The organism is Paenibacillus pabuli NBRC 13638, from assembly GCF_001514495.1.
Taxonomy (GTDB): domain Bacteria; phylum Bacillota; class Bacilli; order Paenibacillales; family Paenibacillaceae; genus Paenibacillus; species Paenibacillus pabuli.
In genome coordinates, this window is the sequence record NZ_BCNM01000030.1 from 16,637 (window position 1) to 43,375 (window position 26,739).

Genomic DNA, 26,739 nt, shown 5'->3' on the forward strand with positions numbered 1-26,739 from the left:
TTGAAACGATGTATTGCGGCTCCAACTACAAAAAGGCATTGCAGGAGAAAGTCTCCTGCAATGTCTTTATTTGAACCATTACATTTATACAGGCAGAGTTTCCCGGTATTCTTGTGGAGTAACATCATAGAATTTCTTGAATACACGGATGAAATAGGCAGTATTGTTGTAACCGACCAGCTCGGCGATCTCAAAAACTTTGGTTGTGGATGTACGTAAATAATATGCTGCTTTTTCCATTCTTAATCGATAGACATAGGCAGTAAGTGCTTCTCCGGTCTCCGCTTTATACACCTTGGACAAGTATACCGGATGCAGATGCACATGGTCGGCAATTGCAGGCAGAGATACGTCTGATGCCAAATGCAGATCCACAAAACTTTTAACGCTGCGAACAATGGTGCTGTGGTTGTCCTTCAGCTCTTGATCAGCGTCATCGCGTATGTAATGGAGCGTACGGGTGGACCATTCCTGCAGCTGCTGTGTGGTAGAGTAGTTGGGCGCCTGGAAGTAGCGATAGGCTTCCATCGGCAGTACAGAAGAGATCTGCTTGCCGTTTTTATGAATGATGTAAGCAAACGCACCAGCCAATGCATAATACACCTCAATCGTTGACTCAGCGATATCATGCTGCTCGCCTGAATGCAGGAGTTCCTCAAAAATAATTTCGATTTTTTGCTCAACATCCTCAAAACGTCCTGCTTCCAACAGGCTTATTAATGTTGGCGGCTTGTATAGGGATCTGATGGCAGGAAGAGGATGGATATCAGTTTCATCTGAAGCTGTCACAAACAGACCCTGAGTCTGTCCCATCCGTTTCCGCATAGACATAACCACGCGTTCATAAATCTCTTCTATTTCATAGGGGAATTTCCCCCAGTTGGACACGGAAATGGAGATTGCACCCTTCAAATACGATTGCACATTCGTTTGAATCTGGGCGGCATAATGCTCAAGCAACGTTTGAGGCTTCTCGTCCTTCTTAAGGCTCATCTTGCTTGCAGGCTTCATCGTGACCAGGACAACAATGTAATCATGAACATCCCGCGTGTGCCAAATATGAAAATGACCCTGCATAACTTCGCTAATAATATTGCAAATGGCATATTCCATCAAAGCAAGATCGCTTTGTGCCATCTCGGATAAATGCTCCTCCATGCGAATGACCAGCATGCCCAGATCCTCCCCGACGGAATAGGGCAGCTCCAGCAGATCTAGCTTCTCTGCAAGCGTCTTCTGATCATAGATTTTGCCTGTCAGCAGCTCATGCAGCATGGTGGATCTCAGCAATGGCAGATTATCCTGAAAGACATGCAGGGCCCTTTGATAAGAAGCAGCATTTTCCCATTTTTCCTTGATTCGGTTGACGACACGCTGCACCGATTCGATGAGATCTTCATCGCTAACGGGCTTCAGCAAATAATCAAAACTTTCCTGAGCAATCGCCTGCTTCGCATATTCAAAGTCAGCGTAACCAGATAACAGAATAGTTTGCACATGCGGCCACCTTTCGTGGATCGCTGTAATAAGTGCAATACCTGACATCTCGGGCATGCGTATATCTGTAATTACAATGTCAATGTCGTGATTTTCCATGATTTCGAGCGCCACCGCTCCGGATAATGCTTCATGGACGGAGCCGATCCCGCAGCTTTCCCACGGAATCGTTTCGGCTAGCGTCTCTACAACTGAACGTTCATCATCCACAAGCAATAATTGCAGCAAGGTAGTTCACCTACTTATCTGTATTCTCGTGCCATATGATATTGACTTTAACGCCACCTAATGAAGAGTGATCATAGACCAGTCCTGCTGCCTCACCATACATAAAGGACAATCGCTGATGGACATTCCATGTGCCGCAGCCCATATCCTCGTCGAGCGGTTTAAGCAGATCCGATTTCAGTTGATCCAACTGTTCGTCAGACATGCCAAGTCCACTGTCTTCCACGGTAATGGTATACTCATCGTCCTTGCAGTCGGCATAGATCCTGATCTCGCCATCCTCGGACCGGGGCTCAAGACCATGAATTATAGCGTTTTCAATGATGGGCTGAAGGGTCAATCTGGGCACTGTTTTATCTAAAATAGCATGGGGTACGTCAATTGTAAAATGCATTCGCTCCAGTCTGAGAGACTGAATCTCCAGATAATTTTTGACCATGGTCAATTCTTCACGAATGGTTGCGAGATCTTTTTCAGACCTGGTTATGTACCGATAATATTCCCCCAGATTGAGTGCCATGGCAACTACAGCTTTTTCATTTTTCATTCTCGCCATATTTTTAATATAAAACAGGCAGTTATACAAGAAATGCGGATTGATCTGGGATTGTAGCTGTTTCAGTGTAGCTTCTCTACTTCTTAATTTCTCCTCGTATACATTTTCAATCAGCTCTTGAATTCGCTGCGCCATGATGTTAAAACGGGCAAACAGGAGGCTGAATTCATTGCGGGCCGTGTAATTCAGACGAACGGAAAAGTCCCCGGTGGATAAGCGATTTGTTCCTCTCACAAGTTGGAGAAGAGGGAGCTGCACACTCCGATAGAGTGTATACAGAACTAGAACGCTCATCACAATCAGAACAGCAATGGACGCATAGAAGAGATTTCGACTGCTTGTAATCGGTCCCAGGATTTGCTGCATCGGCACATAATCCACATAATACCAGCCGAGGCTTTTGGATTGAATGTACGAGACATAATACTCTGTTTGATTCAGTGTGGTGGTGAACCCTCCATTAGCCAGCAACTTCGTATTTTTCAGTGAGGACTGGATATCTTTCAGGGTATTCATTCCGGAGCTGTTGCTGATTAAGCCATAATCCGGATGAAACATGAACGGATCACCTTTGTTATTTAGTTTGTTTTGATTGAGCAGAGATACCAAATGGTGAACCGGAAAACTGATTTTAGTAATTAATTTCGCTTTTGCAGGCTTGTTCATTGCTGTCGTCGGATCCGTCGTGTGCCAGATAAAATGATTGTCGGCATAGGTCCAGGATTGAGACAACGGTGCTGTAAATTCATTATCCCTGTAAGGAATGTAAGCATAATAATCGGTTGATATCACTTTTTTCATTCGGGGGAAGTACAGGGTAATGGTCGAATGCCATTTGCTTGCTGCGTTATACAGATTCATCTTCTCCAGAATGGCGCTCCCCACTTTGACACGTTCATAAGGAATATCTTTATAGTCCGGGCGCTGATATTCCTGAATGCTGGAATCCTGCCCGATCGACATTCCGTAGAGAGACAACTGGTAAATATTGGATTCTACAGAATCAGCAAATGTGGACAGATGATTCATGGTGTTATTCTGGATTTCATGTTCAATCACTCGCACACTTTCTCTGTTCGAGTAGGTGTAGAGGAACAGCACCAGAATAAGCAGCATCACAAATAACAACGTAATTTTGGTAAATACATTCAAACGGCTGAGCAAAGTGAAACCTCCTCAATCTCATTAAAATAGTGATATCGTTGTTGCAATATTAGGATATAGATTGCAAATTTCGATTGCTATAATTTTAATATACAAGTTCACGATGACTTGTAAAATACAAATTTATAGACATGGGGGATGTAGGGGTGAAGGAACATACTTTAGAGACGACGCACAAGCGGCGTCCTGCCAGGGTGAAGCAGCGCTGGAACATGCAAAGGAACTGGACCTTGCATATGATGCTCATTCCGGCTGTATTGCTGGCACTGGTGTTTCAGTACATACCGATGGGTGGCATTGTGATCGCTTTTCAGGATTTCAAGCCATACCTTGGATTTACAGAGTCTAAATGGGTAGGATGGGATAATTTTAAATATTTGTTTTTATATCCTGATGTAGGTCAAGTGATCTGGAATACACTGGTCATTGCTTTTTTCAAAATTGTTGCAGGGCTTCTCGCCCCGTTCCTGTTTGCCATTTTATTAAATGAAGTACGTCTGGTCGCTTTTAAAAGAGTGAGTCAAACGCTTGTATATCTGCCGCATTTTCTATCTTGGGTTATCCTCGGCGGAATTTTGCTCGACATTCTGTCTCCTCAAGGGGGCATGGTCAACCAGCTGGTCGTTGCATTTGGAGGGGAACCTATCTTCTTCCTAGGGGATGGAACGTGGTTCCGGATCACACTCATTATCAGTGACGTCTGGAAGGAGTTTGGTTTCGGAACCATTGTGTTCTTGGCTTCACTATCTGGGATCAATCCTGCGCTTTACGAAGCGGCCGAAGTGGATGGAGCCAATCGGTTCAAGCAGACACTGCATATTACGATTCCGGCCTTGATGCCAATTACGATTGTACTTATGACCCTTTCCATCGGCAATATTCTGAATGCCGGCTTTGATCAGGTGTTCAACCTGTATAATCCACTCGTTTATGACAAAGGAGACATCATTGATACCTTTGTATATCGACTGGGGATTCTAAACGGGAAAATGAGCTTTGCCACAGCAGTAGGATTGTTTAAATCGGTTGTCGCTACGATTTTGATTGTCGTATCGTATAGAATGGCTTACAAACTGGCCAATTATCGAGTTTTTTAGAGAGGAGAAAAGGGCTTGTATTATAAAACTAGAGGATATCGAATATTCAGTATAGCTAACTACACGTTTCTTGGCATTTTATCATTGCTCTGCATTTTGCCTATCATTCATATACTAGCCGTTTCATTCAGCAGTATGGCGCCAGCGTCCTCCAATCTGGTCAGCTTCTGGCCCATTGGCTTTACAACCGACGCTTATGTGAAAACGTTCGGAAATTCAAACTTTATTAACTCCCTTCTCGTATCTGTCAAGCGGACTGTAATTGCTACCGTCGTTGGTATGGTCATCATGCTGATCACCGCTTTTCCATTGTCAAAAGAAGATATCAGTTTCAAAGGGCGTTCATTGTACACCTGGTTCTTTGTATTTACCATATTGTTCAGCGGTGGATTGATTCCGAGTTATATTCTGATCCAGAAGCTGGGTTTAATGAATACGATCTGGGCGCTTATTCTGCCGGGAGCCCTGTCGGTATGGAACGTCATACTCATGATGAATTTCTTCCGGGGATTGCCCAAAGAGCTTGAAGAAGCCGCCTATTTGGATGGAGCAGGCCATATCAAAACATTGATTCTGGTTTACGTTCCATTATCACTTCCAGCAATCGCTACGCTTTCCTTGTTTACCATGGTATTTCAATGGAATTCCTGGTTCGACGGCATGATCTATATGTCTGATATTAAAAATTACCCACTTGCTTCCCTGCTCCAGACGATCATTGTTCAGCAGGATCTAAGCAAAATCAATGTGGACCCTTCCATGTTGGAGAATATCTCGCAGCGAACGGTACGCGCAGCACAGATTTTTATCGGTGCACTTCCGATCCTGCTTGTCTATCCATTTCTGCAGCGCTTTTTTGTCAAAGGAATCGTTATTGGGGCAGTTAAAGAGTAGAACAGCAAGACACTATCAACAGAGCTGAGGGAGGATGTAAGATGAGAAGAGGACTAGCTAGTATGGTTGCTGGGTGTTTAGTGGCTTCACTGGTTTTGCCAGCATTCGCTGGCGCAGAACGTTTACAGGGAGAAGAGGAAAAGGGGAACTTGCAGGCGAAAAGCCTGCAAGCCTCTGTTCCGTATGAAGACCTGACGGGACACTGGTCACAGTCTGCTGTCCTGCGGATGCAAGAATTGGCTTTACTTCAAGGCTACACAGACGGTACGTTTAAGCCAAATCAGGTAATTAGCCGGGCTGAATTTGTTTCGATTCTGGATCGGGTTTTTGGCTTCTCCGGTGGACCGTCCAATTCATTTGCAGACATGGTAACAGGAGCGTGGTACTATGACGCGTTAATCCGTGCAAACGCTTCCGGGATTATACAGGGAACAGATTCTGAACATCTGTCTCCTGATGAGCCGATAACCCGACAGGATGCAGCGGTCATGGTGGATCGTGCATTCCAGCTTTCAACGGGTACCGAAAAGGAAAGCGAACTGTTGAAGTTTCATGATGCAGGCAGTGTTTCCAGTTACGCAAAGAAAGCGCTTACTTATTTGGCGAGTGAACATATTGTAAAAGGATATCAAGGACAATTGAATCCCAAATCCCCAATCACACGAGCCGAGACGGCTGGCTTATTGTCTGCCATGATTGCGGACGTCAAAAGCTCCCCGGGTACACATGAATCTCGGGTCGAGGGCAACTTGATTGTGCGAACGTCCAATATGACGTTGAAAAACACAATCGTGAACGGAAACTTGCTGCTTGCTGAGGGAATTGGGGAGGGTTCCGTTGTGCTTCAAGGGGTGACGGTTACCGGGTCTGTCATCGTTAAAGGGGGAGGCAGTCATTCGATTGAGATCAGCAACTCCAAGCTGAACCGAATCGTTATTGACAAACGCGGAGAACCCGTCAGAATCGCCGTTGCGGAAGGAAGCAGCATACAGGAGATGACCGTAAAACAGAAAGCGATCATAGAACTATCAGCAAATAGCTTGATCGATACCCTGACCGTTCTTCAGCAAGCGCATCAGACCCGAATCGACACGAAGGGCAAGATTAAAAATCTAAGTGTGGATGCGAATGATGTAGTGATCAATGGGGAGAAAGTAAAATCAGGATGGCGTGCATCCCTGACGGGTGAAACGGAACAACCCGCTTCGTCTCAGCCTGGCAATTCAACGAATGCCGGAAATACCCCAACGCAATCTGCGCCAGGTGGGCAAACGCCTACGACACCATCGACGCCAAGCAATCCGTCAGATGAAAAGCCGATTCCTGCAACAACGATACCCCATGACCAATGGGATCTTGTCTGGAATGATGAATTCAATGGGGCGGAAATTGATTCTTCCAAATGGACGGTGCAGGATACGGGACTGGTCTATAACAATGAGTTGCAATATTACAGCCCGGATAATACACGCATTGTAAAGGATCAGAATCGAAGCGTGCTGCAAATTGAAGCTAAACGCGATCAGAAAGACGGGAAAGATTACACCTCCGGTAAAATGATTTCCATGGGAAAAGGCGACTGGACATACGGTAAGGTGGTTGTTCGTGCGAAGCTTCCTGTAGAAAAGGGCATGTGGCCAGCCATATGGATGATGCCGACAGATGAAGCGCATTATGGAGGATGGCCTGCGTCTGGAGAAATTGACATTATGGAGTTAATCGGTGGGAAAGAGAGCAGCAATAAGGTATATAGCACATTGCATTATGACGCTGTGAAACCGGATGGTTCTCATGGACACAATCAGGGCAGTATGACGCTTCCGGAAGGAGAATCCTTCGCTGACGATTATCATGATTTCCAGGTAGAATGGCTTCCGGGCATGATTCGTTTCTATGTGGATGGCAAGCTGCATCATGAAGTGACCAACTGGCAGACAAAGGCTGCGGGTCAGCCGGAATATTATACGTTTCCTGCACCATTTGATCGTCCATTTTATCTGATTCTGAATTTGGCAGTTGGAGGAGACTGGCCGGGATCCCCGGAAAGCAATTTTACGTCAGAAACGATGAATGTTGATTTTGTACGCGTCTACTCATACAAAAATTTAAGTCAATGGCCTGATGTAACCACAAATCCAATTGAGCCAGAATCACTGCGTAAACCACAAGCCGATGGAAATCAGATCTATAATGATCAGTTTACGGAAGGTTCTGCTTCCAACGGTGTTCCTCTTCAATGGCAGTTCATTACAAACGCCGGAGGAGCCGGTGAGGTCACCGTTGTTGAGGATGAGCAGAAAGGGAAAGCGGCGAAGGTAAGCATTGCGCAAGCCGGAACTGAGAATTATTCGGTTCAGCTCACACAGATGCCGATTTACGTCAAGAAAAACAAAAAATACAAGATACAGTTTGACGCCAAAGCATCGGCTGACCGTACGATCCGTTCCAAAGTGACCCAATTTGAAAAAAGCTGGACGAATTATTCCGGTGAACATTCCTTTGACCTGACGACAGATTGGAAATCGTACGAATATACATTCAACATGCGGGATGGCTCCGATAATAATACCAGATTCGAGTTTAATTTAGGAATGAATGACAAAACCGTTCTGCTTGCCAATGCTCGACTGATTGAGATCGGTGAAGCCGATCCGTTGATTGCAGAGCGTAAAGCACTGCCTGATGGCAATTTCATCTTCAATGGAACGTTTGATCAAGGCAAGGAACGTTTGGGATTCTGGTCCAGCAGCATTCAGGAAAGTGCTGCAGCCAAAATCAGTGTAAATAACTTCTCGAAATTCCCGATTATGGAGCGTCAATTGGTTGTTGATGTGACACAAACGAGTGGTGAGCCTGAGCAGGTTATGGTAACCCAGCCGGATATGAAGCTTGAAGCGAATACAACATACGGTTTCTCCTTTGATGCTAAGGCTGACACCCCACGGAGCATGAACTTGGATCTGATCAGCGCTGATGGACATTCTGTTCAGGTTCATCAGGGCCAGAATCTTCAGCTTGGACAGGAGATGAAGACGTATACCGGAGAAATCATGATTGGCGAGGGATTGTCCACCGTGAATGCCGAGCTTAGGCTTTTGTTCGGAAGCTCCCAAGGCACAGTTTATGTAGACAATGTTCGTCTGATGAAACGCGGCAAACCTGTATCGGTCAATGGCTACGCCCACGTGCCTGCAACCGAAGCCTGGAACATGCAAGGCTTGCAGTTGGAGAACTCCGATGAAGGAGGCAAACATGTCAGTTACATGGATAAAGGAGACCTGCTGCAATACAAGATCGATGTAGCTAATGATGGCGTTTACGCCCTGTCTGCCCGAATGGCCAGTGGAAAAAGCGATTCGAGCGTTCGTTTCAGCATCAAAGACGAACAAGGCACAATGGTTGCACAATCGGATCTCAATCTCGGGGATACAGGTGGTTGGCAGACCTACAAAACAGTATACTTCCCGGCAGTTTCCTTGGCGGCAGAAAAGCCATATTATATTGATTTTGAAGGAGAAAATTATAATACTCGCTGGGTGGATATTTCACAGAATAAAGTTCAAAATGGAGAACTTGCAGCAGACGGTAATCATTGGGATCTGATCCCGAATGTTCTGACAGCAACATATGCAGAGAATGCCGGCATGACGATTGAATTGCCGGACACCAACACGAATTGGTGGGATGCCTTGCTGCAACAAAGCCAAATCGGTCTTGAGGCAGGCAAAACGTATCGGCTTACATTTGAAGCATCGGCATCCAGTCCCAAAAAAATGCAAGCCGTTGTGTCGCAAAGCTCAGGAGAGTTCAAAAAGTATATGGATCAGGAAGTAGAGCTAACGGATAGCAAACAGCAGTATGCTTTTACATTTACCATGGAGGATACCCCGGATGCCGGAGCGGTGCTTGCATTTGGCTTGGGTTCTCCGGTATCCACTGGCCCGCATACAGTGTCCGTCCAAAATGTGTTGTTATTTGAGGTCAATCCGACTGCAGACCAAGGAGGACAGCCCGCTCATGTGAATCTGATTCCGAATGGGGATTTCTCCAAAGGAAGTGAAGGTTGGTTTACGTATGCAGACGGGGACTCCAAAAACCTGGAGATGAACGTCAGCAATCAGCAGCTTCAGGCGAAAATCGGGGACGCAGGACAAAATCCATGGGACCGTCAAGTCATCAACGAAGGTTTTGGCATTCAGCAAGGCTTCAAATACAAGCTGACATTTAAGGCCAAATCCGATAAGGCGCGAAAATTAAGCCTGGGCATCGGATGGGTTGACGCAGCAGCGAATTATGAATGGCATGGTTTCTATGGCCAAAGGGTGGATCTGACCAACGAAGAACAAGCGTTTACCTTCACATTTGAGGCAGCAGAAGAAAGCTATCCAAATACGCGAATTTCATTTGACATGGGCAACATTTCAGGTGCAGAGGATGGGGATACAACCATCACATTGTCTGACGTAAGCTTGATCAATATGGGTCCTGTTCAATAGCTGAAAACTAATTTTGAGTCACACCTATTATTTATTTGACAACGATTACATGATTCGTTACAATACAGGTAAATACGGAGTGTCACTGATTCGATCAGGCACCACCTCAGTCTCCATTTCACAAGTGTATACTTGTGTTTGAAGACTATGGTGGTGCTTTTCTCATATAGGGGGTGAAGGCAGCATGAAATTCAAAAAATCACTGAACAACAACATCGCCCTGGCAGAAGATGACGAAGGTTGCGAAGTCATTGTCATAGGTACTGGCATTGGTTTCAAAAAGGCGAAAGGGCAACCCCTTGATCGCGATCAAATCCAGAAAATGTTCAGAATTGGAGCCAATGACAAATACCAGCGGATCGAGCATTTTTTCAACGAGATTCCTCTGCAAGTCATTGATATAACCGATCAGATTATAGAAATGGGTCAAGAGATGATTGGGAAAAAGCTTAACGATTCAATGCTGTTGACCCTTGCGGATCATATACATTTTGCACTGGAACGCCATAAAAGCGGTATGGATGTGCAGAATCCCCTTCATTGGGACATTCGGCATCTGTATCCTATGGAATATCGTGTAGGCGAACAAGCCGTTAACCGGATAAACGAAGCTTTTCACGTGACGATGTCCCATAGCGAAGCAAGTTCCATTGCACTGCACTTCGTGAATTCGCAGATCGATTCAGGCAGCATGAACCAAACGATCAAAATTACTAAAATGATCAATGACAGCCTGGAGATTATGTCCCATCATTTCGGCATCGCACTGGATCAGGAGTCTGTGAACTTTTCCAGGTTCATCACTCATTTGCGCTACTTCATCGTCCGCCAAATGAACCGGGAGGTACTTTCGTTCAAAGATCAGCATTTCTTGTATGACGTGCTGTCGGAAAGGTACCCTTCAAGCTTCCAATGTGCGCAAAAAATAAAGGAGTTTATGGAACGGCAGCATGAGTTCACGATTACGCCTGATGAGATGGTTTACCTAATGATTCACATCGAGAGAGTGACGTCGCATTCCGATGCGGGCTGAACATCACGTTTGAATAAATGGAATATGGAGTGTTACTGATTCGATCAGGCACCACCAAATGTTACCGACTCTGCCCATGCAGCGGACCGGTTTAGCATTTGGTTTTTTTTTCGCCAAAAACAGAGGAGGAATCAGCATGAACCACAGGGAGTTGTCCACGGAAATCATCGAATTAACAGGAGGAGAAGAAAACATCATCCAGGCCTGGCACTGCATCACCAGACTCCGCTTCAATGTTAAGGATGAGAAGAAGGTTCAACTGGAGCAGATTAAAAAACTGAATGGTGTCCTGGGTGCTCAGTTTCAGAACGATCAATTCCAGGTCGTCATCGGAAATAACGTCGCTGCGGTATATGAGGAATTGGAGGGTCAACTGAAGCAGGGCACCTCTACGGAGCATGATAAACAGGCTCCACGTTCCAGAGGCATCAACGCTGTTTTGGATACCATTTCGGGCATATTCACACCGATTCTGCCAGCTATTGTAGGCACGGGTATGCTCAAAGGAATTCTGGCACTGCTGGTGACCTTGGGACTATTGCACGAAACCAGTGGCGAATATCAGATCTTGTCCTCCATCGGCAATGCTGCTTTTTATTTCCTGCCTTTCCTGTTAGCCGTATCATCCGCTCGCAAATTCAAGGTGAATGAGTATATTGCTCTGACGTTGGCAGGTACATTGATGTATCCGACCATTCTGGATGCTTTCAATGCCAATCACCTTGAACCGATTCGTTTCCTTTCGCTCCCGGTGTCGATCGTGAATTACACGCAGTCCGTCATTCCGATTATCCTGGGTGTGTGGTTGCTTAGCTGCGTGTATCGCTGGGTAGACAAGGTTATTCCAGGCCCGGTTAAAGTTATTTTCACATCGATGATCGTTCTGGTCATTACGGTTCCGGTTCTGTTGATTGCCATTGGCCCGTTAGGCACGTATATCGGTACTTACTTGGAAATGGGTACATCCTGGCTCTTTGCCCATTCCGGTCCTTTGACGGGAATTATCCTTGGCGGCTTGATGCCATTAATCGTCATGACGGGGATGCACTATGCATTTTTCCCAGGCACACTGCAAAATTTGAGCAAACTCGGTTATGACGTGCTTTTGTTACCCATCAACCTCGTCACAAACATGAGTCAGGCTGGTGCGGTAATGGCTGTGTTTCTCAAAACGAAAAATCCGAACATGAAGTCGATTGCACTGTCGAGTGGAATTTCCGCTTTACTGGGCATTACGGAACCTGCATTGTACGGAGTTACGCTAAAGTTGAAAAAACCGTTCTACGCATCGCTCGTTGGCGGAGCTGCAGGTGGTGGATTTATAACAGCAGTTGGCCTGAAATGTTTTGGCTTTGCTGTTCCCGGATTGCTGTCACTGCCGTTATACATCGACCCGAAGGGTGGAATGTCCAACTTCTGGTATGCGTTGATTGGAGTCGCCATCAGTTTCATCGTTTCGTTCATCTTGACTTTGATGCTGAAATGGGATGATTCGGAGCCACAGCCCTTGGCTGCGTCAGACTCCCCACCAATGGAATTGAAGCCTGAAGCATTGCCGAAGGAGAACGAAATGCCACTCACCGTTCGCTCCATTGAAGAGAAGAAAGGTGAGGTACAGAGTCCGCTTACCGGGGAACTTGTTCCACTTGCAGAGCTTCCAGACAAAACATTTGCAGATGAGTTGACAGGCAAAGGAATTGCGATCAGACCGACAGAAGGCAAAGTGACTGCACCTTTTGACGGAACAGTCACGATGGTAGCCAAAAGCAAACATGCGATTATGCTTCAATCCACGGATGGGATTGATATACTCATTCACGTTGGACTAAACACGGTCTCGCTCAAAGGCAAGTTCTTTGAGGTCAAAGTAGAAGCAGGACAAGAAGTCCGCTTGGGCGACCCGCTTGTTGAATTCGACCTGGAGAGCATCAAAGCTGCGGGACTAGACATCGTTTCTCCCATTATTGTGACGAATACGCCGGATTATCTGGATGTTGTGCCAGTGCATGTGAAGGGGGTGATTTCAATGAATGAATTGCTTCTTGTCACTGTTCGCTAAATGTTTTTTCACATTTATCATATGAAGTCATCTTAAATTCAAACTCAAACTATTATACAAAAGGAGCACAACCATCATGACAAAACAAGAAACTAAACAAGTATTTCCAGCAGGCTTTTTGTGGGGAGGCGCTACAGCAGCCAACCAGTTGGAGGGAGCTTTTGATGCTGACGGGAAAGGGCTGTCCACTTCGGACATGGCTCCATTCGTACCCAAGGAACTTCGCAATGGCAAGGATTTTACCTTTGATGTCAATTCTGTTGAGCTTGAAGAGTTCCTGGGAGGAAACACGGATGTGTATTTCCCGAAACGCAACGGGGTAGATTTCTATCATCGTTATAAAGAAGACATTGCCATGTTCGCCGAGATGGGATTCAAAGTATTACGGATCTCTATGGCATGGACACGTATTTTCCCTACAGGGGAAGAAGAGGTTCCCAATGAAGCGGGCCTGGCGTTCTATGACAATGTGCTGGATGAGCTTTTGAAGCATAACATCGAACCGCTCGTGACCATCTCCCATTACGAAATGCCTGTACATCTAACTCAGAAATACAATGGTTGGGAAGACCGCAGACTCATTGACCTGTATCTGAAATTCGCCAACACCCTGTTTGACCGTTACAAAGACAAAGTGAAATACTGGATTACATTTAATGAAATGAATATGATCCTTACCAGCCTGTATACAGGTGGCGGTATCCTTGAGGATAAAATCAAAGGCAGCAAAGAGCAGGTTGCCTATCAAGCAACTCATCACCAGTTTGTAGCGAGTGCATTGGCTGTAAAAAGCGGTAAAGAGAAGATGCCAAACGCCCAAATCGGCTGCATGATTTGCCGTCTGGAAACGTACGCTGCATCAAGCAAACCGGAAGATGTTCTGCAAACACTGAAGGAAGATCAGATGAATCTGTTCTATCCAGAGGTTCAGGCACGGGGCGAATACCCATCTTACATGAATCGATATTTTGAGGAGAACGGGATCGAGCTGGTGAAGGAACCGGAGGATGATGCAATTATCAAAAACAACACGGTCGATTTCATTGCATTCAGCTATTATATGACCTATATCGGAAAATACGATCCGAATGACAACAGCAATTCAGGCATGCTGGTTAGTCAAGTGAAAAACCCTCACCTGGAAGTGACAGAATGGGGTTGGCCAATCGATCCAATCGGTCTTCGTGTTGCACTGAACCGTTTGTACGACCGTTATCGGATGCCTTTATTTATCGTTGAGAACGGACTTGGTGCTACCGACAAACTGGAGGAAGACGGCTCCATTCATGACACATACCGGATTGACTATCTGCGTCGCCACATCGAGCAAATGAGAGAAGCGGTAGCGGATGGTGTAGATTTGATGGGCTTCACAAGCTGGGGACCAATCGACATTATTAGCTGCTCCACATCTGAAATGGGTAAACGTTATGGCTTTATTTATGTAGATCAAGACAATGCCGGGAACGGTACGCTGCAAAGATACCGCAAAGACTCGTTTGACTGGTATAAACAAGTTATTGAGAGTAATGGCCAAATCTTATAACAAGCATAAAACATCTGTGCAAGACAGCCGATCCATGGATCGGCTGTTTTTGGTTTGAGATTATTATTCTTACTAATAAACGAATGAATAATTAATATCATATCTGTATAGTTCGTAATTAACTGTGAACAGATGGGTTGATTCGTTGACAATCCGTGTTGTATTTATTAAAATACGAAATGGACATCAGGTTGAAACAGATATGAGTATCCTTATTTTTGGTTTAAAAGCTTTAGCTGTTAAATCCTAACGACGAATATAGGAGCGATAATATCACATCCTATATTAGATTAGGATTTTTTTGTTTTTACCTTTGGAGAATAATTTGAAAGTTGGAGGCTGGCTTTACCATGGACAATTGGTTCAAACTAAAAGAACGAGGCACGAGCGTTTCAACAGAAATCATCGCAGGGATCACGACATTCTTCACGATGGTATACATCGTTATCGTCAACCCGGGAATACTCAGCAGCACGGGAATGGATTTTAACGGAGTATTCATTGCTACGGTGCTGGCAAGTATTGTGGCGACTCTGATTATGGGGATATGGTCCAATTATCCGATCGTCTTGGCACCGGGTATGGGACTGAATGCATTCTTTGCCTATAGTGTAGTGGCCGGATATGGCGTATCTTGGCAGGTTGCACTAGGGGCAGTATTTATAGCAGGGCTTTTGTTTATTATTTTATCGCTGACTTCATTTCGTTACATGCTGCTTGATGCCATTCCTGCAAGCTTAAAACATGCCATAACCGCAGGGATTGGACTCTTTATTACGACGGTAGGCCTGCAAAACTCCGGGATTATTGCGGATTCAGAATCGAACTTGATAACCCTTGGGAACTTGGCAGAGCCGATGACATACCTGACCATTATCGGATTGATTATTACGGTGGCGCTAATGGCCTATAATGTAAAAGGTTATCTGTTCATCGGAATGGTGATTACAGCGATACTTGCCTGGATCATGGGACTATTTCAAATGCCGGAATCGATTGTATCCATGCCGCAGGGCATTACGACAACGGCTTTCCAACTGGATCTGACAGGCGTATTCTCCAATGGTTTGTATACGATCATATTCACTTTCCTGCTGATTACGCTGTTTGATACGACCGGAACGATGCTCGGAGTTGCTGAACAAGCAGGATTGCTGAAGGACGGTAAATTTCCGCGCTCGCGTGGCGCACTATTGGCGGATGCCGTAGGGACGACCACTGGCGCGTTGCTGGGAACGAGCCCAACCTCGGCTTATATCGAATCCAGTACCGGGGTGGCTGCAGGAGGAAGAACCGGCCTGACGGCAGTAACGGTTAGTGTACTGCTTGCTCTTACTTTGTTCTTCACACCGATCGTGAGTGTGATATCAGGCATCCCAGCGATCACTTCCCCGGCACTAATCATTGTGGGATACTTTATGATTAACGTCATCAGCAAAATCAATTGGAAGGATCTCGAAGAAGCATTTCCTGCCTTCCTGATTATCATACTTACTCCGTTAACGCACAGCATTGCGACAGGTATCGGCGTAGGGTTTATTTTCTATCCGGTACTCAAGCTTCTCCGCGGAAAGGGCAAGGATGTTCACCCGATATTCTACATTTTTGCGGTATTGTTCTTCATTCAGCTTGTATTCCTGGACCACTAGGAAACGGTCTAACTAAAAAGGAGAGCTGCTTGTATACAGGCAGCTCTCCTTTTTTGTATCAGATTTAATTATTTCAAATACTGCCTGCGAAATTGCAACGGAGAAATACCGAATTCCCGTTTGAAGCAGGATGAGAAATAGGGGGAGTAACGAAAACCCACTTCCTCGGCCACCCGGTCAATGGACCAATCGGTGGTGACCAGGAGACGTTTGGCACGCTCCAGCCGATACTGTTGCAGATAATCCGACGGCGTGCAGCCGTACCTCACTTTCATGCACCGAACAATATAATTCGGATGAAAATGCAAGGCAGTCGCAATCGCATCATTGGTGATTTTCTCCCGATAGTTGGCCTGAAGGTATGCAGCAGTCCGTTCGGCTAGTCTGGAAGCCACAGAATCCGTTCGCCCAAAACTTCCTTCTTCGAGCATGCCAAGCAATTCGCCAAGCAACTGCTGCTCCTGCCAAAAGGAAAGGGCTGGCGGCTGGGCCAACAGCTGCTCCACCATGCCAAACACCGTCCGTGAGTCAGGCAAATGCATGTACTTCGGCAATCGCAGTGTGTAAGGGTTGATGAATGGCCTGGTTGAATAGGGTGATGGATTGTTCTTTGTTTGCTCAGCTGGAAAAGAATCCCGTCTGGGTGCATGCTCAAAGTGTACCCAGTAAAAAACGGTATCCTGCTCGCAGGGCTGGACAGGATAATGTTCCGCATCAGGCAGCAACAGCAACATGTCCCCTTCGGTTAGCGTCCAATGCGTCTCATTCTCGCCAATATGCATCTCGCCACGAACCAGGATCAGCAAATCATACGCCCCGATATTGCTGCGGTGGGGATGTTGATCCCCGATCTTGTATTCCGTCCGGCCCGATCCCAGATAATAGGGCAGCGGGGGGATCCGAAGCTCAATCATGGTGTCTTCACCCAGAACATTCACGCCCCTTCGCCTGTGTTATATTTTATAGAAATTGGTTCATTCCATCCCTATTAAGTCCTTAGTACCAAGCATATAATTGAGTTCGTAAAGAGTCAATTTATATAGGAGGTACGTTGATGCAAACAACACAGGTTCACATCCGGGACAAATTTTGGGAAGACTATTCCGAGCTGGTTCGCCAAACGGTCATTCCCTATCAATGGGAAGCGCTGAATGACCGCATCGCAGGGGCAGAACCGAGTTATGCCATTCGCAATTTCCGGATCGCTGCTGGTCTGGAACAGGGCGAATTCGGGGGCTGGGTGTTTCAAGACAGCGATTTATATAAATGGTTGGAAGCGGTTGCTTATTCACTGCGGAGCCACCCGGATCCCGAATTGGAGAGGATCGCTGACGAAGCGATCGATCTGATTGGTCTGGCTCAGCTTGATAATGGGTACATAAACACCTATTTCACGATCAAGGAGCCGGGCAAAGAGTGGACCAACCTGTATGAGGCCCACGAACTATACTGTGCCGGGCATCTGATTGAAGCCGCGGTGGCTTACGCCGAAGCGACGGGCAAACGTAAGGTGCTGGACATTGCATGCCGCTTTGCCGACTTGATCGATACTCTTTTCGGTACTGGGGAGAACCAGAAGCGGGCATATTGCGGGCACCAGGAGATTGAACTGGCACTCGTCAAGCTGTATCATGCAACCGGGGAGGAACGTTACCTGAATCTGAGCCAATATTTCATTGATGAGCGGGGCAGCAACCCGAGTTATTTCACCCAGGAATGGGAACGGCGCGGCAGAACGGGCATCTGGTCGCAAGGTTCACCCAATCTGGAGATGTATCAATCGCATCTTCCGGTGCGTGAGCAAACGGCTGCGGTCGGACACTCCGTACGTGCCGTATACATGTATACGGCAATGGCCGATCTCGCCCGCTTGACGAATGATGACAGCTTGAGGGCTGCGTGTGAACGGCTGTGGGCCAATACGACCCGCAAACAGATGTACATTACGGGCGGCGTCGGTGCAACGCATCTGGGCGAGGCGTTCACTTTTGACTATGATTTGCCCAATGACGCAGTGTACGCGGAGACTTGTGCATCCATCGGACTCATCTTCTGGGCACGCCGGATGCTTCGCTTGGAAGCGAAAAGCGAATATGCGGATGTGATGGAACGTGCGCTGTACAACAACGTGCTTGGCAGCATGTCCAAGGACGGCAAGCATTTTTTCTACGTCAATCCGCTTGAAGTATGGCCGGAGGCGAGCAAACGCAATCCGGACAAGCATCATGTGAAACCGATCCGCCAGAAGTGGTTTGGCTGTTCCTGCTGCCCGCCGAACGTGGCCCGTTTGCTCAGCTCGCTGAACGATTATATCTATGATGTGTCTGCGAAAGGGAACGCAGTTCACGTTCATTTGTACATTGGCAGCACGGTGCAGTTTACGTCGGCCGAAGGCCGGGAAGTCACGCTTAGTCAGCGTTCCGAACTCCCATGGAACGGCAAAGTTGACTTCAACGTCTCGCTTGCTGCAGGAAACGCCGATGGTGTTACCTTTACACTCGCGCTGCGCGTTCCCAACTGGTTCCAGAGTCGGCAGCCTGTTCTGCGAGTAAATGGTGAATTGCAGAAGTATACGGTAAATAACGGTTATGCTAACATCAACCGACTCTGGTCGGAAGGAGATGCACTGGAGTGGCTGCTGCCACTGGAAGCCCAGTTCATTGAAGCCCATCCGCAAATCCGGGCCGACGCTGGCAAAGCGGCCATTCAGCGCGGACCGCTCGTTTATTGCGTGGAAGAGGCGGATAACCGAGCACCACTTGCCTCGTTATCCATTGCCGAGACAGCCAACTTGACGGAGCGGGAAGCCCCGCATCTGCTCGGCGGGTGCGTTGTGATTGATGGTGACGGATTGGCCGCCGACGGATCCGCATGGCCGGAGGATCAGCCGTACCAGCCGATCCGCAAGTCTCGTAATCCCGTACGCTTTACGGCCATCCCTTATTATTTATGGGGTAACCGCGAACCGGGTGAAATGAGCGTCTGGCTGCGCAACTGATGCGGGAGTCATCGAAGCGAACCCAACGTTTCAAGGCCCTGTATGGCAACTGAACATAACGCGTGGTTTCGAGACTGGCAGATCAGAAGGTCCCTCGTGTATTACCGGGGGCCTTCCGCCATGTCAGCATGTTGAAACCCGGAAGCGGAGATGAATGCATGAACACAGACCATGTAGGAAAGTCCCGTATCGAACGAATCACGCTGAAAAATCGAATTCTTCTTTTATTTGCGGTCGTAGCCCTCATTCCTTTCCTCTTATCCTGCTACCTGTCCTACCGTACGATCAATTCCATTCTGACCACCAAACTGCAATCCGGCATCCAAAGCAATCTGAAACAGGTGACGTTGTCCCTGGAAAACACGCTGAGCAACCTGAACCATGCCTCCCAGCAACTCGCCTTCGAAGGAAGCATCGGCAAACAGCTGGAACAGCTCATGATTGCGGATCAACCCTATGACCGCAGTTATTTGACCGACCAGATCAAATACCAGCTAAACCTGATTGCATTTACCAATCCCAATATCGGGTTGTCCATGTACTATTTTCGCGAAGACGATACGTATCTCTTTGAAACGATGGGGGTAAAGGATTCATTCGATCCGGAGGAACTGCCAATCATGGCCAGTTATTACGGGATTACTTATTTCGGACCCCATATCAGCAACGACAGATTTAACGATCAATACGTTCTTTCCGCGCTGCGAAAGGTGGATTTGCCTGAACGTGAGGACGCTTATGTGTACATTGAATCCGGATTTAAACTAACGCAAAGCATCCTTGACCTTGACGATGTCAGCAAAAACACGGCTCATCTCATTTTAGATAACTATGGGCGAGTCTCTTACAGCGAGTTAGGGGATATGTTTCACGAAAACACGACTTTTCTTGATTCTGGAGATTCTGAGGTTGGCGTAGCAACTTCGGGAATCACCTCAGATTATTATTGGTACAGGCAATACAGCAACCAGGGATGGAGTGTGGTGTCGCTTGTTTCCAAAGCGGATTACGACCAGGAGAAAAACCGGTGGATGATGCAGATGTTTCTGTTAACTGTGTTGTTTGCCGCAGTCAGCTTGGCTATCGGTTGGTTGTTGTGGAAAATGGTATATCGGCCATTGTCCCAATTTCATCGGGAGATGAAGCAGATGCTTGACAGCAACTTCGACGTGGTGGATGCAAACTCCCGCATACCAGAGTTTGAAATGCTACTGACGCAGTTCGGGCGGATGAAGTCTCACATTGCAAGATTATATTCCGAGGTTGAGCTAAAAGAGAAGCGCAGGGCGGATCTGGAAATCGAAAAGCTCCTGTACCAAATCAACCCGCATTTCCTGATGAATACACTGGATACCGCACACTGGCTAGCTGTCATGAATGGACAGGAGGAGATTGACCGGCTCGTGACTTCGTTGAACAAGCTGCTGTATTACAACTTGCGCAAGGGAGGTCAGAGCTCTACCATACGCGAAGAGATTGAATCACTCAGGCAGTATCTTACCCTGCAGCAAATCCGGTACAATTTTCAATTCGATGTTCGCATACACATCGATGACGAACTGCTTAACGTATCGGTACCGAGGTTCATTCTGCAGCCACTGGTTGAAAACTCCCTGTACCATGGGCTGGACGACAAGGGGAGGATTGAAGTGGAAGTAAGAAGGCACAACAGCCGGCTTGAAATCTCGATCAGGGACAATGGCAGAGGCATCTCCGAAGAAAAGATCAAAGCGCTGCTGGAACAAGAACAGGCAGAACGTCATCGGGTTGGAATGGGGATTGGCATGAATTATGTAAAGCGTATGCTGGAATCTTATTATGAAGGTCATGCCAGCCTGAACGTATCAAGCGAACCGGGGAAAGGAACCCGGATTGTCATTCAACTGCCGATTCAATGCAAAGGGGAGGAATCATCATGATCAACGTACTAATCGTCGATGACGATCAACTTGTACGCAAAGGGCTCATGCTCGCGATGCCGTGGGATGCATTTGAAATGAAGGTCATTGGCGAAGCGGGGAATGGGGAGAGAGCGCTTGAATTTTTATCAGAGAACCGCGTGGATTTATTGATTACAGATCTGGCCATGCCTGTCATGTCAGGAATTGAGTTAATCCGTATCGCACGTAAGCAATACCCGGCATTGCCGATTGCTGTCCTCACGCTGCATCAGGATTTCGAATATATTCAGGAAGCGCTGCGTTTGGGCGCCATTGACTACATTGCCAAAGTACAGCTGGAGAAAGAACGGTTCGAAGAAGTGCTTGGGCGCATCCATGACCGTATTCAGACCGACAGGCGAAAACGTTTAAATGACGATACCGCATCAGAATCCGATAAGGACGCGTTGTTTTATGGAGGGTCTGACACAGCTACACAATTACTGAACGAATCGAACTGCGAATGTGAGCAGACCAGATCGACATCTGTTGAAACGGGAGATGGGAGCCTAAAGGACAAGTTACATTCGTTTCGCTGGGTTCATGATGAGCGATATTTGAATGAACTGTTGCAAGAATTGAAGACCATGAGATTGCCCGTGCCCCGATTGATGCAGTTGCTTTACGGCTTTACGGTAGACTGGAACCGAACATTCAAAAACATCGTCCAAACGGAAATGACCATGCCCGTTCATTTTGCGTCATGGCAAGAGGTGGTGGAATGGATGGTCAACTTTCGTGCAAAAGCACTTGTATTATCGGGCGGCCAGTACCTTCGCAAGGAGGTGAGCAGCAGCATTTTAACTGCCGTCAAAATTATTCATGACGAGTTGCAGAAACCGTTATTCGCCAGCGATGTCTCGAAGCGGGTCAATCTCAGCCGCAGTTATTTCAATCAATGCTTCAAGGAAATGGTCGGTTATTCTTTTAATGAATATCTTCGCAAGATCCGGATCGACAAGGCACGGGACTATTTGACCCAAACGGCCAAACCGATTGTCTGGATTGCGGAGCATACGGGTTATGCGGACGAAAAGTACTTCAGCCGGATGTTCCGGGAACAGGTGGGCATGCTGCCAAGCGAGTACCGTAATGCACCAAGATGAGGGTAGACGGATGGAGCTCAGGGGGGATGAATGGATTGTAAGCGTTATCAAAATCGGACGTTTCACCGCCTGTTTCTCGTTCGCCCCTCTATCCATAAACGTTTTCCGGCCGTGTTATATTGTTGGTGCTGGACGCTAATGACATTCCATTAAAGGGGGAGCATCCATTTGAGCAAAAAAATGGTCATGGTGGCGATGATGCTGTTACTCACATTCACGAGTGCCTGCAGCAGTGCAGGCAACAAGGAAAACGGAACGGCGGAAAACAATACCACGCATGGCGTTGCTGAAGAAGGGCCGGCCGATCCGTTCGGTAAGTATGAACAGGCGATTACCCTGACGTATGGCAAAGAGGTCGATCCAACGGACAAAAGTTTGCCTGCCGGAGATACGCCGGAGAATAACCAGTATTCTCGTTATGTGAAGGACAATCTGAACATCGATACCAAGGTAACCTGGCAGGCGGCCACCGGAACGAACTATGAGCAGAAAGTAAACCTGGCAATTTCAAGTAACGATTTGCCCGATGCGCTTGTGGTCAAGGATACCCAATTGCGGGCGATGGTGAAGGCTGGCCAGCTGGAGGACCTTACCGATGCATTTAATCGATATGCTTCTCCGGCCATGAAGAGTTATATGGAAAAAACGAACGGTGTATCGGCCGAGGCGGTAACATTTGACGGGAAAATGTATGCTATTCCTAGTATACAAGTACACTCCGACGGTGTTCACCAAATGTGGATACGCAAGGACTGGCTCGACAAGCTGGGACTTGAGCCGCCAAAAACAATGGAGGAGCTGGAGAACGTTGCAAAAGCATTCGTGGAACAGGACCCGGATGGCAACGGCCAGAACGATACGATCGGTATTGCCGGGCAACAGAACGGCGGCCGGTTATACGCCAATTTTTTGGAATCGACGAATAACACGTACGGACTTGATCCGATCTTTGGAGCGTACAAAGCTTATCCTGGTTACTGGTTAAAAGACGATTCGGGCAACCCGGTCTACGGTTCCATTCTGCCTGAAACAAAAGAGGCGCTCGGCAAACTGCGCGACATGTATGCTAATGGGCTAATTGACAAGGAACTTGGCATTCGCAAAAGTGCGTCTGAGCCTGTAGTCAACGGAAACGCAGGCATCTTCTTCGCTCCATGGTGGATGGGATACGGACCTTTGCCGGATGCGATCAAAAACGATCCTGAAGCCAACTGGCAAGCATACTTATTGCCGCTGGATGCCGATGGGCAATTTAACGCGCATATGGGAGCTCCTTCTACCGTATTTGTTGTCGTTCGTAAAGGATATGAGCATCCCGAAGCCGTCATCAAAATGCTAAATTTACTCATTCGGGACGAGTCGAAATTCGATATCTCCGTGCCTGTGGGACACTATCCGCTGCGTGTTCCGATGTCCTACATGGATGAGAGCGAATATTCGGCAAAAGCGTTGCAGGAAGTGCTCGCCGGCTCGAAAAAACCTGAAGACTTTACCGATCCGGGCTACAAACTGCTTGCGGCAGATATCCAAAATGTCAAAAAGGTGAAGAAAGAGCCGTATGACAATATGGACATCCAGTATTGGGACCCTCAGGCAGACCTTGGCGTATGGAGCCGCATCTATTCATTGTTGGTAGGATCATCGTCCTTGCAACAGGACTACAACAAGGTATATAGCCTTCTCTATTCCCAGACTCGCACGATGGAAAGCCGCTGGTCGAATCTGAAGAAGCTGGAGGATGAAACCTTCCTGAAGATCATAATGGGAGCCGCACCTCTGGATACGTTCGATACGTTCGTTAGCGACTGGAAAAAGCAAGGAGGAGACAAAATTACCGAGGAAGTCAAGGAGTATGTCAAGTAGGCAGCCGTCCAGAGCGCCGGGTACATCCGGCGCTTCTTCTTGAGAAGATCAGGATGGGAGATTGCGAGGGAGGAACACCGGATGCGAAACCGAAGTTTCATCAAACATTATTACATCATGTTGTTACCCGGAATGGTGTGGCTGCTGTTCATCAGCATCATTCCCATGTTCGGGATCGCCATCGCCTTTCAGGACTTCAACCCGGGCCAAGGTATCTGGAAATCAACCTGGATCGGGCTCGAAAACTTCGAATATATGTTCAGCCTGAACGATACCAAAACCATTTTCTTTAATACGGTCTACATTGCTGTCATGAAAATTGCGGGCAATCTGATCGTGCCGTTGGTCTTTGCAATTATGCTCAATGAATTGCGTCTCATGGTGGTAAAGCGTTGGGTTCAAACGATCGTATACCTTCCGCACTTTTTGTCTTGGGTTATTCTGTCCGGTATATTGCTCGATGTGTTTTCGTATACGGGTCCCGTCAATGGACTACTCAACTTGCTGGGGATTGAACCGGTGTTGTTCTTTGCCCGTGCAGACCTGTTCCCGTTTATTGTTGTAGGTAGTGATGTATGGAAGGAGTTCGGTTTCAACACGATCATCTATCTTGCTGCGCTGACGGGCATCAGCCCATCCCTGTACGAAGCCGCTTCGATTGACGGGGCAACCCGTTTGCGCAGAATCTGGCACGTGACTTTACCTGGCTTGCGAACCACGATTGTTCTCTTGGCAGTGTTAAGTTTGGGAAATGTGCTCAACGCAGGCTTTGATCAAATTTTCAATCTGTACAATCCGCTTCTGTACTCGACGGGCGATATTATCGATACCTGGGTATACCGCGAAGGTTTGCTGAACATGCAGTACGGACTCGCAACCGCGGTTGGTTTGCTGAAATCGGTGGTCAGTTTCGTGCTTATCATCGTCTCGTACCTGCTTGCTTCGAAGTTCGCCAATTACCGCATATTCTGACAATGAGAAGGAGTCGAGCGAGATGATAAGAGAAACGACGCTGCGATCCAGAGTTATCGATGTCACACTGCTGGTTGTGCTGCTCCTGATCGCGTTCCTGTGCATTTTGCCTCTCTGGTATACGCTGGCCGTGTCTTTAAGTGAAAAATCGGCTGCCGCTGCGGGAAAAGTATGGTTATGGCCCGTTGGCTTCAACTTCAATTCATACCAGCAAATTATCGGCGACCGTTCCTTTTTCAATTCCTTCTGGATTTCCATTCAGCGGGTTGCGCTTGGTGCAACAATCACGTTTATCGTGACGACAATGATGGCTTATCCGCTCTCCAGGAGCCCGCGTGAATTTCGCATGCGCAACGTGTTTATGTGGATTCTCGTGTTCACGCTGCTGTTCAACGGCGGCTTGATTCCCTGGTACATGACCGTGAAGGCCATTGGGCTGTACGATACCATTTGGGCGCTTGTTCTTGGAGGGGGAGTGCCGGTATTTAACGTCATTCTGATCGTGAACTATTTCCGCAATCTTCCCAAGGAGCTCGACGAGGCTGCGCTCGTGGACGGGGCCGGGCCGTGGCGAATGTTGATCACCATTTATGTGCCGCTGGCCGTGCCCGTACTGGCCACGGTAACGTTGTTCACCATCGTTTACCATTGGAATGAGTTCTTTCATGGTCTCGTGCTGACTTCAGGCCAGGATCATTATCCGCTGCAAACGTTAATCCAGCAATTTGTCGTGGTCATCGACGCGTCCAACATGACGGAAGACCAGTATAAGCGGATGAATGAGTTATCCAATCAAACACTGAATGCCGCAAAAATTTTCATCGCCATGCTTCCCGTACTGATTGTATATCCGTTCCTGCAACGCTTTTTCATCCACGGCATTACGCTCGGTTCGGTGAAGGAGTAGTTGTTTGGTTCATGATGCAATACAGGGGTTGTTGCAAGGTTCCCTGGTCGGCGCATTTCTGTCAAATTGAAAGCCTCCAAGAAGATGGACCGACTCGTTCCATTTTCTTGCAGGCTTTTTGGGCTTTTATTTTTGACCAAACGGAGGAAAGCTACAGATCTGTTCAGGAAATTAATGGGGCTACTGATCGAAGAAGGAGAAAGCAGAAAATCTGTTCACTTGATCACAGATGATGTGTTTTATTCTATCAGTTCGTTAGATGCAAATAACCTTGATTAATTAATCGAAATTTTCAATCAAAATCCGAACCCAGCCAAAAAAAATTCAAGCAAATTGCTGAGCAACCGTAAGGCTTAGTCCATATGCTATGCAAAAAAGTAAACATAACTCGTCAACTTCAACGTGCTATATTCGTTACAGGTTGATATATCAACCTCGGTTTGTACTCACCCACTATCGATATAAAAAGGAGATTTAATACTATGCAAGATAGACCCGTCGCTCTGGTCACCGGAGCAAACAAAGGTATCGGCTTTCAAGATTCTCAGCCTATGTGGAAGAGGGGAACAACCGCTGGCCGGCTGTGCACCGCCTTGATGCCGAACATCTATACTGCCTGGCGTTAGAAAATGCCCGTCTGGTTCACGATTAGATAGGGTTGCAGATGAAGGTCTGCCATTTCGGGATATCGCGCGTGTTATTGGCAAGCATCTGAACGTATCTGTAGTCCGTAT

General features: G+C 47.1%; 17 protein-coding genes. 14 read left to right on the top strand and 3 right to left on the bottom strand.

Features of this window, described 5'->3' with window-relative positions:
• Window positions 1-84: 84 nt before the first annotated feature.
• Together PPA03S_RS28895 and PPA03S_RS28900 are read right to left on the bottom strand one after the other, a co-directional pair.
• Window positions 85-1,725 (bottom strand): response regulator, encoded by a 1,641-nt coding sequence (locus PPA03S_RS28895; protein WP_062329101.1) that lies wholly within the window; start codon window positions 1,723-1,725, stop codon window positions 85-87.
• Window positions 1,726-1,735: 10 nt separating this feature from the next.
• Window positions 1,736-3,445 carry a sensor histidine kinase gene (locus PPA03S_RS28900; protein ID WP_062329104.1) on the bottom strand — a complete coding sequence of 570 codons (1,710 nt, stop codon included), beginning with the start codon at window positions 3,443-3,445 and terminating at the stop codon, window positions 1,736-1,738.
• Window positions 3,446-3,657: 212 nt separating this feature from the next.
• Here PPA03S_RS28900 and PPA03S_RS28905 point away from each other — a divergent pair, with 212 nt between their 5' ends.
• The 7 genes from PPA03S_RS28905 to PPA03S_RS28935 all read left to right on the top strand — a co-directional run bounded on the left by PPA03S_RS28905 (window position 3,658) and on the right by PPA03S_RS28935 (window position 16,219).
• Window positions 3,658-4,542, top strand: coding sequence for an ABC transporter permease (locus PPA03S_RS28905; protein ID WP_245683762.1), 885 nt, complete (start codon window positions 3,658-3,660; stop codon window positions 4,540-4,542).
• 15 nt (window positions 4,543-4,557) lie between these two features.
• Window positions 4,558-5,436, top strand: coding sequence for a carbohydrate ABC transporter permease (locus PPA03S_RS28910; protein WP_062329109.1), 879 nt, complete (start codon window positions 4,558-4,560; stop codon window positions 5,434-5,436).
• Between the two features lie 41 nt (window positions 5,437-5,477).
• Window positions 5,478-9,932: a carbohydrate binding domain-containing protein gene (locus PPA03S_RS28915; RefSeq protein ID WP_062329112.1), complete on the top strand. Its 4,455-nt coding sequence runs from the start codon at window positions 5,478-5,480 to the stop codon at window positions 9,930-9,932.
• 184 nt (window positions 9,933-10,116) lie between these two features.
• A complete protein-coding gene (licT, locus tag PPA03S_RS28920) occupies window positions 10,117-10,965 on the top strand; it encodes a BglG family transcription antiterminator LicT (RefSeq protein WP_062329115.1) in 849 nt (282 codons plus the stop codon).
• 136 nt (window positions 10,966-11,101) lie between these two features.
• Window positions 11,102-13,024: a beta-glucoside-specific PTS transporter subunit IIABC gene (locus tag PPA03S_RS28925; protein WP_062329118.1), complete on the top strand. Its 1,923-nt coding sequence runs from the start codon at window positions 11,102-11,104 to the stop codon at window positions 13,022-13,024.
• A gap of 76 nt (window positions 13,025-13,100) precedes the next feature.
• Window positions 13,101-14,570, top strand: coding sequence for a glycoside hydrolase family 1 protein (locus PPA03S_RS28930; RefSeq protein ID WP_062329122.1), 1,470 nt, complete (start codon window positions 13,101-13,103; stop codon window positions 14,568-14,570).
• Between the two features lie 350 nt (window positions 14,571-14,920).
• Window positions 14,921-16,219, top strand: coding sequence for an NCS2 family permease (locus PPA03S_RS28935; RefSeq protein WP_062329125.1), 1,299 nt, complete (start codon window positions 14,921-14,923; stop codon window positions 16,217-16,219).
• A gap of 68 nt (window positions 16,220-16,287) precedes the next feature.
• Here the strand turns inward: PPA03S_RS28935 and PPA03S_RS28940 are convergent, their stop codons facing one another.
• Window positions 16,288-17,133 carry a helix-turn-helix transcriptional regulator gene (locus tag PPA03S_RS28940; RefSeq protein WP_062329238.1) on the bottom strand — a complete coding sequence of 282 codons (846 nt, stop codon included), beginning with the start codon at window positions 17,131-17,133 and terminating at the stop codon, window positions 16,288-16,290.
• A gap of 140 nt (window positions 17,134-17,273) precedes the next feature.
• Here PPA03S_RS28940 and PPA03S_RS28945 point away from each other — a divergent pair, with 140 nt between their 5' ends.
• The 7 genes from PPA03S_RS28945 (at window position 17,274) to PPA03S_RS33110 (ending at window position 26,631) form a co-directional block, all read left to right on the top strand.
• Window positions 17,274-19,217: a glycoside hydrolase family 127 protein gene (locus PPA03S_RS28945; protein ID WP_062329128.1), complete on the top strand. Its 1,944-nt coding sequence runs from the start codon at window positions 17,274-17,276 to the stop codon at window positions 19,215-19,217.
• 158 nt (window positions 19,218-19,375) lie between these two features.
• Window positions 19,376-21,136, top strand: coding sequence for a sensor histidine kinase (locus PPA03S_RS28950; RefSeq protein ID WP_082704354.1), 1,761 nt, complete (start codon window positions 19,376-19,378; stop codon window positions 21,134-21,136).
• Window positions 21,133-22,263, top strand: a complete 1,131-nt coding sequence (locus PPA03S_RS34120; RefSeq protein WP_062329133.1) for a response regulator — start codon at window positions 21,133-21,135, stop codon at window positions 22,261-22,263. The genes PPA03S_RS28950 and PPA03S_RS34120 overlap by 4 nt, the downstream gene beginning before the upstream one ends.
• Before the next feature lie 180 nt (window positions 22,264-22,443).
• A complete protein-coding gene (locus PPA03S_RS28960; RefSeq protein ID WP_082704358.1) occupies window positions 22,444-24,126 on the top strand; it encodes an extracellular solute-binding protein in 1,683 nt (560 codons plus the stop codon).
• A gap of 81 nt (window positions 24,127-24,207) precedes the next feature.
• Window positions 24,208-25,098, top strand: a complete 891-nt coding sequence (locus tag PPA03S_RS28965) for an ABC transporter permease (protein WP_062329139.1) — start codon at window positions 24,208-24,210, stop codon at window positions 25,096-25,098.
• Window positions 25,099-25,120: 22 nt separating this feature from the next.
• Window positions 25,121-26,005, top strand: a complete 885-nt coding sequence (locus tag PPA03S_RS28970) for a carbohydrate ABC transporter permease (protein ID WP_062329142.1) — start codon at window positions 25,121-25,123, stop codon at window positions 26,003-26,005.
• 482 nt (window positions 26,006-26,487) lie between these two features.
• Window positions 26,488-26,631 carry a hypothetical protein gene (locus tag PPA03S_RS33110; protein ID WP_157284416.1) on the top strand — a complete coding sequence of 48 codons (144 nt, stop codon included), beginning with the start codon at window positions 26,488-26,490 and terminating at the stop codon, window positions 26,629-26,631.
• The last annotated feature ends 108 nt before the right edge of the window (window positions 26,632-26,739 follow it).